Source organism: Pseudoalteromonas sp. KJ63-1 (assembly GCF_055808145.1).
The window spans coordinates 36,858-48,686 of the sequence record NZ_JBVVRL010000002.1 but is presented as its reverse complement, the minus strand read 5'-3'; the positions used below and the strand labels follow the sequence as shown (position 1 = coordinate 48,686).

Sequence of the window (11,829 nt, the reverse complement as noted above, 5' to 3'; positions counted from 1 at the left end):
TAGTTTATTACCAGCGGTACTTGGCCATATTAATACGCTGGTTAATAACAACAATGCCTTCAGCAATTAATCTCTCTCGTTGAATGTGATACTGAGGACAACTCTCAGTAAACGATATTTTACCTTGGCTATTAACCACTCGATGCCAAGGGATCGTCGAACCTTTTGGCATCTCTTTTAATAAACGACCTACCAACCTAGCATTATTAGGATAACCTGCAAGCGCCGCTACTTGGCCATAACTGGCAACACAACCTTTGGGTATACTCGCTATGATAGTATAAATTACAGTGTGTTTATCAATATCCATTTTTATTAGCGTATGCCTTGCTCAGTTGTTTAAATTGGTTCCATACAGTACGCGCCACTGGACCATGATGAATAGCGTGTTGCCTAAACGCTCTTATTTGTGCGCTAAATTTATGTTCACGGTCGGTAATAATGATTTCTTGTAATAAACCTGCTTTTATTTCAGATCTGCAATGATCTAAGCTCATCATTGCCCAACCAGCCCCAGAGAGTAAAAACGATTTTAAGGTAGCTACATCGTCTATTTTCATCATAGCTGACCCTTTGGAATATGAAAGCCTTTCACTGTCTATACTTAAGTCGCTTTCAAACATCGCTAAGCAGGGGTAGTTTTGTAGTTGAGTATAAGTAAGCTGTTTTGGTAAAACCCCTTTTGCGCTTACTATCCCAATATCGAGCTTACCTATGGGTAAACTTTCTAAATCGCCTGTTGCATGAAATAAATCAAACCACGGACCAATGCCTAGCTCTGCTTGTCCATTATTTACTTGCTCTAACGATACAAATCGTTTGCCGCTACTGATACAAAACTCGGTGCTGGTAAACTGTTTAAAAGTATTACTTATGATCTGATTGTAACTTTGCTTATGGCAAAGCTGTTCATAACAAATTTTATATTGCGGCTCATTACCTAATGAGAGCTCTTCCGCCAGTTTTGCAAGCTCGTCATTTGCATGCAGTAGCTGTTGGGCTTCACGATGGAAGATGCGCCCTTTTTCAGTAAGTTGTAACCTATATTTAGTTCTGTCTAAAAGTTCAAACCCTATTTGCGATTCTAAGTTTTTAATTGCTAGCGTTAACGCAGGCTGCGTTTTATGAAGCTTTTGAGCAGCCCCGCTCAAACTTTCGCTTTGTACTATGGCATCTAAAATTACTAATTGATTCAGCTTCATATTGTACCCAAAAACATCATAAATAAAATTTATTAAGTCTGTAAGATTTAATGAATTTTATTTTATATGTTTGCAGCGTATTCTGCACTTAATTAATTTGCCAATATTGCAACGGAGACAACATGAAACTCTTTCGTCTATGTTTATTAACGACGACCTTACTTAGCTTAATCGCTTGTTCTGAACCTGAGCAACAGGTTAAAGAAGAGCCTATTCGCCCTGTCAAACTTTTCACTATAGGTCACGACTCACAAATTAATATTCGTAGCTTTCCGGCTGAGGTAGTTGCAAACCAGGGCTCGTACCTTGCATTTAGAGTAAACGGTGAACTTATAGAGTTTCCGGTTCTTGCTGGCGAGCATGTTGAAAAAGGTGATTTATTAGCAAAATTAGACCCTGAAGATTTTCAACTGCAGTTTGATGAACGAAAGGCACGTTATGAGTTGGCAAAGTCGCAATTGAGCAGAATAGAACAGCTATTTGAAAAGAAAATCACTAGCCAATCTGAGTTAGACCAAGCTTTAGCAAATATGCAAATAGCTGAATCGGCTTTTAAAATCGCTGAAACCAACCTCGAATACAGCGAGTTGCGTGCGCCATTTGCCGGTACCGTTGCAAAGGTATTTGTAAAAAACTTTGAAAACATTCAGGCAAAGCAAAATATTTTACGCCTAGAAACTCGCGATTTAATGGACGTAGAAATTCAGGTTCCTGAAAAAATAGTGGCGCGTTTTAAAAAAGGCACTGATTACCATCCAACAGTTAAATTTGATGGTTTTGAAGATAAAGAGTACACGCTTGATATTAAAGAATGGGACACCCAAGCCGACCCTGCAACACTGACCTATAAAGTTGTATTTTCGTTACCAGTTCCTGATGATTTTAACTTACTGGCCGGTATGACTGGCCGTGTTTTAATTGATTTAAGTAAAGTAACTCGCTCGCAGATTGCTTATACCATATTGCCTATTGAGTCGGTTTTTTCTGATCCCCAAAAAGCGATTAACAATAATGCCTATGTTTGGCTTTACGATGAGCAAACAGGTCAAGTTCATAAGCAAGCTGTTGAAGTTGGCCAATTACACCACGATGGCATAGAAGTACTTAGCGGTATAAAAGAAGGCCAAATTGTGGTGTCTGCTGGTGTGCATTCAATAGAAGAAGGCATGAAAGTTCGCCCATGGAATAAAGAGCGAGGCTTATAATTATGAGCTTTGCACAACTTTCCATAGAAAAAAAGTAATAAGTTGGATGTTTGCACTGCTGCTTTTAATTGGCGGAAGTGTATCTTATTTTGATTTAGGCCAACTAGAGGACCCTGAGTTTACTTTAAAGCAAGCTATGGTTATTACCATGTACCCTGGTGCTTCGCCGCAACAGGTTGAAGAAGAAGTTACGTTTCCTTTAGAAAATGCAATTCAACAATTACCCTATGTTGATCATGTCACGTCTATTTCGTCAAATGGCAAATCTCAAATAGCCGTAGAAATGAAGAGCACCTATCGAAAAGAACAACTTCGCCAAATTTGGGATGAAATGCGTCGAAAAATTAATGACCTTTCGCCATCGCTACCCAGTGGGGTATACCCAAGCACCATTTTAGATGACTTTGGCGATGTATATGGTGTTTTATATTCAGTTATTGGTGACGGCTATTCTTACGATGAGCTAAAAGACTACACCGATTATTTAAAACGTGAATTGGTATTAGTTAAAGGGGTGAGTAAAGTTACTATTGCAGGTGAACAACAGCCGCAAGTAATGGTAGAAATATCTACCCGTAAATTAGCCCAACTTGGTATAGCACCTAGCCATATATTTGCTTTGTTACAATCTCAAAACACGGTATCTAACGCAGGAAAGATAAGAGTGGGCGACGAATCAATTCGTTTTCACCCTACTGGCGAATTTAAAGATGTTAAAGAACTTGAGACACTACTAATTTCTAAACCAGGTGCCAGCGAGCTTATTTACTTAGGTGATGTTGCTGAGGTATTTAGAGAATACGCTGAAGTACCTACTAATGTTATTAGATACAATTCTGAGCAAGCACTATTAATTGGTGTGTCGTTTATGAATGGCGTTAATGTGGTTGACGTGGGTAAACGTATAGATGCTCATTTAGCAGAACTTGAGTACCAGCGTCCCCATGGTATTGACGTTAATGCTGTCTATAACCAACCAAAAGAAGTAGAGACCTCAGTTGACGGATTTATCATAAGCTTGCTAGAAGCTATTGCAATCGTCATTGTTGTTTTGCTTATTTTTATGGGCATTAAAAGCGGCATTTTAATTGGTGGTATTTTATTACTAACTGTTTTAGGCACCTTTATTTTTATGAAGTTGTTCGCCATAGATTTGCAACGTATATCATTAGGTGCACTGATCATCGCGCTTGGTATGTTAGTAGATAACGCTATTGTGGTGACTGAAGGTATTTTAATTAACTTAAAACGGGGTCAAACCAAACTCAAAGCCGCTATAAATATTGTAGAGCAGACCAAGTGGCCATTATTAGGTGCAACCATTATAGGTATTACTGCGTTTGCACCAATTGGTTTGAGTTCTGATGCAACGGGTGAGTTTGCCGGCAGCTTATTTTGGGTGTTATTTATATCCTTGTTACTCAGCTGGATAACCGCTATTACCTTAACGCCATTTTTTGCAAATTTAATGTTTTCAGAAAATGAGTTTAAAAAAGCAAAAGATACCGAAGACGATTCAGATAACGATCCATATAAAGGATTTATTTTTAAAGGTTATAAAACACTCTTAGATTTAGCAATGCATTACCGTAAATCAACTATGTTCCTCATGGTAGTATTACTTTGCAGCGCTGTCGTTGGTTTTGGCTCGGTTAAGCAGTCGTTTTTTCCGGCCTCTAACACACCTATGTTTTACGTAGATTACTGGCAACAACAAGGCTCAGATATACGCGCAACAATAGACGGTATAAAGAAGCTTGAACGCTATTTGCAAAAAGAGGAACTTGTAGAAGAAGTAACCAGCACAACAGGCCAAGGTGCGCCGCGCTTTATGCTTACTTATGCACCTCAAAAGTCTTACTCGTCTTATGGACAACTTATTATAAGAGTAAAAGACCGCGAAGCTGTTGCGGTAGTTATGCAAAAAGTACGTGATTATTCACAAAACTCGGCGCTTTCAGCTGAGCTAAAAATAAAGCCAATGGAAATTGGCCCTTCAACTGATGCTAAAATTGAAGCGCGTTTTACCGGTCCAGATCCTGTTATTCTTAGAAAACTTGCAGCTGAAGCGGAAAAGCTTATGGCGCAAGACGATGGTGCGTTTAATATTCGAAACGATTGGCGTGCACGTACTAAAATGATTCGCCCACAGTTTAACGAGCAAAAAGCGCGACGTTTAGGGATCAGTAAATCAGACCTGGATGATGTGCTGCTTACAAGCCTTTCGGGTAAACAAGTCGGTGTATATCGTGATGGAACCCAGCTTTTACCTATTATTGCTCGCTCACCTGCGAGTGAGCGCCTTAATGTAGACAGCGTTCATGACTTGCAAATATACAGCCCTGTTTTAGGTGTGTTTGTACCGGTAACACAAGTTGTTGATGAGTTTATAGTTGAATGGGAAGATAGCCTAATAATGCGTCGCGATAGAAAGCGAACAATTACGATAATGGCCGATCAAAATGTATTGGGCGACGAAACAGCCGCTAAATTGTTTGCTAGAGTACGAGGCCCTATTGAATCTATAAAGTTACCTCATGGCTACTCTTTAGAATGGGGCGGAGAATATGAATCATCTAGTAAGGCTCAAAAAGCAATATTCGGCTCTTTACCCCTTGGCTATTTAGCTATGTTTGCTATTACTGTTTTACTTTTCAACTCTCTAAAACAACCTATTGTAATTTGGGCTACAGTGCCATTGGCAATTATTGGTGTAAGTGCCGGTTTATTAGCAATGAATGCACCGTTTAGCTTTATGGGACTACTTGGGTTATTAAGCTTAAGTGGTATGTTAATTAAAAACGGCATTGTTTTGGTCGATCAAATAAACTTAGAGCTTAGCGAGGGTAAATCACCCTATCAAGCAGTATTTGATTCAGGCGTAAGCCGCGTCCGTCCTGTTGCTATGGCCGCTATCACCACAATACTTGGTATGATCCCATTATTGTTTGACGTATTCTTTCAGTCGATGGCGGTCACTATAATGTTTGGTTTAGGCTTTGCCACCATACTTACTCTAATTGTGGTGCCGGTTTTATACACTATGGTATTTAGAATTGACTATCCTAAACAGTCTTAATAATTAATAAAAAAACGCAGCCTAGGCTGCGTTTTTATTATTAATACAAAACAATTAAGCTTACTTTTTTAAGCTTAAGGTGCCACTGCTCTTCGCTTTATTTACCGAAGCGGGATTGGCTTTGTGAGTATTAGATTTACCAATATAGGTGGTTGAACGTTTCTGATAAGGTGTATTATGGCTACTTTTTTTAGCTGGCTTATATGGTTCGTTACTCTTTTCGCCACGAGTCTTGTCACCTTGAAAATCACGCTTATGCGCACGTTTAGATTGTTGAGGTAGGTTGCCCTGAACACTATCGTCATACAGCGAATGCTCTTGTGTTTTCCCTGAATCAGCAATCGAGTCGTTAATAACCGCCATTTCTGCGTCACTTAAATGTCGCCACTGCCCTACTTTCAACCCTTTAAGGGTTACATTCATAATACGCACACGTTTAAGTGTAATAACCTCGTAACCGAGGTATTCACACATACGACGAATTTGACGATTTAAACCTTGAGTCAAAATAATAGTGAATTGCTGGGTACCAGTTTGCGTCACTTTACATTTTTTGGTCATAGTATCTAGAATAGGAATACCGTTTGCCATTTTATTCACAAACTGACGATTAAGTGGTTTATCTACGGTAACCACGTATTTTTTTTCATGATTATTACCGGCACGAAGGATTTTATTGACGATGTCGCCTTCATTGGTTAAAAAAATCAATCCTTCTGAAGGCCTATCTAAACGACCGATAGGAAAAATACGGTCAGGGTAATTAACCGCTTTTACAATATTACTTTGAATTTTTCGTTCTGTGGTACAAGTAATACCCACTGGTTTGTTATAAGCAATGTAGACTCGTTTTGGTGGCGCTTTTAATGGCTTACCATCAACCAATACCACATCGTCCTGCGCAACTTTAACACCCATTTCAGGTAATTCGCCATTGACAGTAACACGACCTTGCTCAATATATTTATCGGCTTCGCGGCGAGAGCAAAACCCTGTCTCACTAATAAATTTATTTAAACGCTTTAAGTCTGTCATATGGCAAATCTTCTTAAATATAAAGGCGCATAGTTTAAACTACTCAAGCTATTTTTTCGCGCTTAATTTGAGCTAATTTACGCCATAGGTATTCAAGCGGTCCTTGCTTAAAATAACGACAGTAGAGTGCTGTAAACATAAGCTGTACAACTACTAAGCAAATAGCGACAAGCCAATAATCAATGCGGTTAAAACTAAGCGCCCACTGAGGGAAAAGCACTTTAAACAATATTAACTGCATAATGGTTTGGCTTATGTATAAAGTAAACGCTAACCGCCCTACCTGTTGGATAAGCCTCCCTATTTGCGCGCTGTTGTTGCATAGTTTAACAATTAAATGAATATAAAGTAGCGCCACGCATAAGGCAGCTAATTCATTAACAGGCTCTTGTAACGCATAACCAATACCTTGTTCATATGACTCTAACACTAATCGCGAACTCGTCAGTAACACACTTAACACTACTAACTTAATTAGTCCCGACCTGCTAAATCCATCACTAAACACATTACATTTGTAAGCAACAATACCAATTAGCATAAAGCCAGCACTTGCCCACAGTAATAAAATAGGCACTGTTAGCAACATATAAATGCTCATTGTTATATTTTGGCTAAAATGAGCACCAATACTTTGATAATAACTATTATATATCTGGTAAAATTCGGGAGAATCCCTGTAGAGTGGCTCTTCATTAAGCCCTAACATAAACACTGCTGTGGCAAGTAAAGCAATAAAAGTAAAAAAGGCCGCTTTGCTTTTAAGCTCTTCATCCGTGGAATCTAAATAGTGTAATACCAGTAATGCTGACACCCCATATAAAAACAAAATGTCACCCGCCCACAGTAACAACCCATGTATTAAACCAAACACAGTAAGCCAATATAAGCGTTTTTTTAATGGCTCAATACATTGCTGTCGCTGGAACTGAATATAAAGACCAGCACCAAATAACAACGTAAATAATGTGCGAAACCGCCCTTCAACAAATACAAGGCTTAAGGTGTGTAAAAAATTATCGCTAGCTGGAGGTGTGGTGAGTGGAGTGTAATTGAGTTCAAAAATTGCGAAGGAATAGCAGTTAATAAATACCAGTCCAAGTACTGCTATGCCCCTTATAAAGTCCATATTATAATTGCGCAAATCCTATCCCTTTAAATATTATCTTTATAGCTATCGGCCCATTTTACAGCTTGTTTGTATAATTTTGGTAAAAAAGCACTGTCTAAATTAATGAGTGATACCGCTTTCTCAAGCGCCCACCAACTTCCAGTTTCATAGGCCTTTACCGTTTCCAGGATATAATATAAGTCATTTTTCTCGCCGGTTAGTGCCGCTTTAATTTCATCTGGGAATGGCAGTTTATCAACCAACAAGTCCATTGGGTTATCTAAAATAGCATCAAGAAGAGAAAACAGCCCAGTTAAAAATGCCTCACCTTGTACTTGTTTGGCGACTTTGCTGGCTATTAATTCACAAAAGCGAGCGCGAATAACACACATTTGCATAAGCTCTATCGGCTTAGTGCGCGCGGTGTGTGCTGTAACAATTAGGCTAACAAACTTTTTTAAACGTGCTTGCCCTAGGTAAACCAGCGCTTGTTTTAATGATGATATTTGGCTTTGCAGGGGAAATACACCACTATTTAATAAACGCAATAGTTTGTATGCTAGTGCTGCATCAAGCTCAAATAACCCGGTGATTACTTTCACATCAGGATCTGGCTTCATTACTTCTGAATAAATGGCAATGACAAGACCATAATTATAATGAATATCTTTTTGCTCTATCATTGCGGGGCGGGCAAAGTAATACCCTTGGAAATAATCAAACCCCATTTGGCGAGCTAATTTATATTCTTCATCGGTTTCTATTTTTTCAGCTAACAGCTTAATATTTTTGTGTTTTTTTAGCTTATTTACCACCAGTGGAATTTCATCCAGTGGCGTGAGCCGAATATCAAATTTAATTAAATTAACTAGCTTTAAAAAACGTTCCCACTGCGGTGAGTAAACAAAGTCATCAAGGGCTAATTTATAGTTACTGTGAAAGAGTTTACGGCATAGCTCGTAGGTATCGTCGGTGGGCTCTATGGTTTCGAGTAATTCAATAACCACATCTTTACAGGGTAAAAATTCGCATAAATCGAGTTTTAATGATTCAGGACCAATATTGATCAGCGCTTTTTTACCCGAAGTAATATGGCGAGTACCTAAGTTAAGCTGGTTTTCCATGATAAGCCTTGCTGTAGCTTGACCATCAGAAACACCAGGAAAGCAATTTTCAGGGCTATCGCGAAACAGTAGTTCATATGCAACTACATTTTGATTACGATTAAGGATTGCTTGCCTTGCCACAAATACCGACACATTACCTACTTTTTATTATTTCCACCAGACTAAGTAATTAAAGCGCAAATAGGAACGGATGTCACTGAACTTTAATAAATTTTTTAATATAAGTAGGTAATATAATCAGTTACAACGTCATCCCAACCAAAGCGGCTGTTCTTAGCGCTATTTTTTATCGCTTGCCATTCTTTAGGATTAGTTTGTTTTAAACTCAAAGCCTCAGATAAACAAACCAAAAATGCCTCTGCCTGAGCCAATAAGGTATCACCAGTAAAACTAAAACCAGTCACATTATGCTCAACTGTATCTTTTAAGCCGCCAACACTGTGCACAAGACAAGGCTGACCTGCTCGCATTGCCAGCATTTGGCTAATGCCACACGGCTCAAAAGAACTAGGCATTAAAAATAAATCCCCTAGTTGATACATTAAATCACCAACACCTTGGCCATAACCTTTTAAAAACAATAAATTGCTATTTCGTGCCATTGCAGTGGTAAATAATTGTTCTAGTTTTTTATCGCCCGAGCCCAATACAATCAAGCGACCATTATATTGGTTTATAACCTTGCATACCTCATCAATAGTTAAACTATTGTTGTGTGGCTGGCACAGCAGCAATACTTTTTGCTCGGTGAGCCGCCCTACACTGGTCACTAAAGGCCCTTGCTGCTCTGATGCCTTAAATTGTAAAACACGTTGGTGAGCAATATAGTGGCTGCTGTCTAAGTGTACGTTTTTTGCCATCCAACTAAAAAGCGTAGCTTCTATCTGCTCTAAAAGCTCGCTAAGCGTTGCCTGCTTCGGGTGTTGAGTTGTGTAATCACAGCCGTTGAGGATCCCAATCAGCTTGCCCTGCTCAGCCGCTTGTTGTAAATCACGCTCAAGTCCTTCACCACCAAAAAAACCGCCTGCATCGTTACTCGCAATCTGCACTTCTTGACTATAACTGGGTGAAACCACATGTACTTTATCGGCTAAATTAATAGCACTGCGCATGGGGTTAAAGCAATGAGGGTAACGGGGATCGCAAAGCAATTGGCCATCATAACTTAATGAGGGAAACCACGCTTCTAAGCTAGAGTCATCGTCTTTAAAAGGGCGAATACCTTGTAAAGCTAAGTTATGAACCGTGTACACCAAGCGCAGCTTAGCAAGTTTACGATAGCGAGGCTCAAATTTTAGTAACACCGCCACACAAGCACTGTGCCAGTCGTGTAAATGTAACGTGTTTGGTTGTTTTAAAACCCCTTGTAAAAGCGCTTCACAAATCGCGGCATTAAACACTGCAAACTTACTCGCATCAGTAGCAAATGGACGATTGTCATCATCGTTGCAATACACACTATGTGATTGGCTGAACAAAGGGTGGCTTATTACTATTTGCCTCACTGCATTTTGCGTTTGTGGAATCTCAAACAGCGATAAAACGTGAGAGGCTGAATTAAACGCAACATTGACTTCACCAATAAAACGGCGCTCCCCCAATTCAAAACCATAATCAGGAATAGCCACATCAATCGTTAGTCCCTGAGTTGCTAACGCTTTAGGCACGTCACGTATGACATCGGCAACACCGCCGACTTTGGCATTAGGTAACGCATCATTTTCTGCGGCAACCATTAATACATGCATTTACTTACTCTTATAGTTAGCTGCAAGGCTTTCACCTTGCTATTTAATTATTGATTTAACTTAGTGTCTAACTTTGTCAGCATCTCTCGGGTTACCAAAACAATTCCCTTTTTAGAGACTCTAAAACCATTGGCCTCGTCGGTTTTACGATCATAACCAATTTCTAACCCCGGGGGGATCTCACAGCTTCTATCAATAATGGCACGTTTAATTTTACACCCACGGTTAACTATAACACCGGGTAAAATAACCGACTCTTCAATAGTACAATATGAGCGAATATGTACATTAGAAAACAGTAATGACTTTCTCACTAATGAGCCTGAAATAATACAGCCACCCGATACGGTTGAATCAACAGCCATACCTCGACGATCGTCATCATCAAAAATAAACTTAGCTGGAGGAAGCTGCTCTTGGTATGTCCAAATTGGCCAAGTAGGGTCGTACAAATCCAATTGAGGCTCAGGCATAACCAACTCCATGTTCGCTTCCCAAAATGAATCTAAGGTCCCTACATCGCGCCAATAAGGTTGCCCTACTTGTGCAGGATCTCTAAATGGGTAAGCAAACACATTATGCTCTTCGATAATAGCGGGAATAATGTCATGACCAAAATCACGTCCTGAGCCTTCGGTTTGTGAATCTTTTTGTAATTGCTCAAATAAAAACTCAGTATTGAATACGTAATTACCCATTGACGCTAAGCATGTACCAGGTTTACCAGGCACAGAGGTAGGTTCGGCTGGTTTTTCGTCGAATCGCCGCACTCGATTTTCTTGATCAACGGTCATTACACCAAAGGTGCCTGCTGCTTCTTCAACCGCGACTTCTAAACAGCACACGGTCATATCGGCACCATTTTCTACATGCTTTGCTAATAAACCGCCGTAATCCATACGATACACATGATCGCCTGACAAAATCATTACATATTTAGGTAGTTCATGACGAATAATATCCATATTTTGAAATACCGCATCGGCAGTACCGCAATACCATTCATCACCATGGCGCTGTGATGCAGGTAAAATCTCAACTGACTCGCCTAACTCCTTTTTAAAGTGTCCCCATGCACGATGCACATGGCGTATCAGCGAGTGAGATTTATATTGCGTTGCAATCCCTACTCGCCTTACACCAGAGTTAATACAATTTGATAGTGGAAAATCAATAATACGGTGCTTACCGCCAAAATAAACGGCTGGTTTTGCTCGCCAGTCTGTTAGCTCATGCAGACGAGAACCTCGTCCGCCGGCTAGAATCAGTGCATAGGTGTCTCTGGTTAAATTACTTATATAGCGATTTGCATAACTGGGCAT

Annotated in this window: 8 protein-coding genes and 1 pseudogene; 2 read left to right on the top strand and 7 right to left on the bottom strand. The window is 39.6% G+C overall.

Annotation, left to right across the window (positions count from 1 at the left end):
* Positions 1-7: 7 nt before the first annotated feature.
* Both AC0L7Q_RS16680 and AC0L7Q_RS16675 read right to left on the bottom strand, forming a co-directional pair.
* Complete coding sequence (locus AC0L7Q_RS16680; protein ID WP_409425890.1) at positions 8-310, bottom strand: MGMT family protein; 303 nt, start codon at positions 308-310, stop codon at positions 8-10.
* Positions 300-1,202: a LysR family transcriptional regulator gene (locus tag AC0L7Q_RS16675; RefSeq protein WP_413403197.1), complete on the bottom strand. Its 903-nt coding sequence runs from the start codon at positions 1,200-1,202 to the stop codon at positions 300-302. Before AC0L7Q_RS16675 ends, AC0L7Q_RS16680 begins: the two co-directional genes overlap by 11 nt.
* Before the next feature lie 122 nt (positions 1,203-1,324).
* On the opposite strand from AC0L7Q_RS16675, the gene AC0L7Q_RS16670 reads away from it, so the two are divergent.
* Together AC0L7Q_RS16670 and AC0L7Q_RS16665 are read left to right on the top strand one after the other, a co-directional pair.
* A complete protein-coding gene (locus tag AC0L7Q_RS16670) occupies positions 1,325-2,407 on the top strand; it encodes an efflux RND transporter periplasmic adaptor subunit (RefSeq protein ID WP_413403195.1) in 1,083 nt (360 codons plus the stop codon).
* A gap of 2 nt (positions 2,408-2,409) precedes the next feature.
* A pseudogene (locus tag AC0L7Q_RS16665) lies at positions 2,410-5,486 on the top strand (efflux RND transporter permease subunit).
* Between the two features lie 60 nt (positions 5,487-5,546).
* On the opposite strand, the gene rluF reads toward AC0L7Q_RS16665, so the two are convergent.
* From rluF to glgC, 5 genes are all read right to left on the bottom strand, one after another.
* The gene (gene rluF / locus AC0L7Q_RS16660) at positions 5,547-6,521 is read right to left on the bottom strand and encodes a 23S rRNA pseudouridine(2604) synthase RluF (protein WP_413403191.1); all 975 of its coding nucleotides are present in this window, start codon (positions 6,519-6,521) and stop codon (positions 5,547-5,549) included.
* Positions 6,522-6,564: 43 nt separating this feature from the next.
* Positions 6,565-7,650 carry a DUF418 domain-containing protein gene (locus AC0L7Q_RS16655; protein WP_409426121.1) on the bottom strand — a complete coding sequence of 362 codons (1,086 nt, stop codon included), beginning with the start codon at positions 7,648-7,650 and terminating at the stop codon, positions 6,565-6,567.
* Between the two features lie 26 nt (positions 7,651-7,676).
* Positions 7,677-8,891, bottom strand: coding sequence for an EAL and HDOD domain-containing protein (locus tag AC0L7Q_RS16650; RefSeq protein WP_413403189.1), 1,215 nt, complete (start codon positions 8,889-8,891; stop codon positions 7,677-7,679).
* An 83-nt stretch (positions 8,892-8,974) separates the two neighbouring features.
* Entirely contained in the window at positions 8,975-10,507 is a 1,533-nt protein-coding gene (locus AC0L7Q_RS16645) for a glycogen synthase (protein ID WP_409425884.1), read from the bottom strand.
* Between the two features lie 47 nt (positions 10,508-10,554).
* Positions 10,555-11,829 carry a glucose-1-phosphate adenylyltransferase gene (gene glgC, locus AC0L7Q_RS16640; protein WP_138607932.1) on the bottom strand — a complete coding sequence of 425 codons (1,275 nt, stop codon included), beginning with the start codon at positions 11,827-11,829 and terminating at the stop codon, positions 10,555-10,557.

Coding starts and splice junctions, on each gene's coding strand:
- rluF (WP_413403191.1), bottom strand. CDS start 6,521: ATGACAGACTTAAAGCGTTTAAATAAATTTATTAGTGAGACAGGGTTT.
- AC0L7Q_RS16675 (WP_413403197.1), bottom strand. CDS start 1,202: ATGAAGCTGAATCAATTAGTAATTTTAGATGCCATAGTACAAAGCGAA.
- AC0L7Q_RS16670 (WP_413403195.1), top strand. CDS start 1,325: ATGAAACTCTTTCGTCTATGTTTATTAACGACGACCTTACTTAGCTTA.
- glgC (WP_138607932.1), bottom strand. CDS start 11,829: ATGCCCAGTTATGCAAATCGCTATATAAGTAATTTAACCAGAGACACC.
- AC0L7Q_RS16655 (WP_409426121.1), bottom strand. CDS start 7,650: ATGGACTTTATAAGGGGCATAGCAGTACTTGGACTGGTATTTATTAAC.
- AC0L7Q_RS16645 (WP_409425884.1), bottom strand. CDS start 10,507: ATGCATGTATTAATGGTTGCCGCAGAAAATGATGCGTTACCTAATGCC.
- AC0L7Q_RS16680 (WP_409425890.1), bottom strand. CDS start 310: ATGGATATTGATAAACACACTGTAATTTATACTATCATAGCGAGTATA.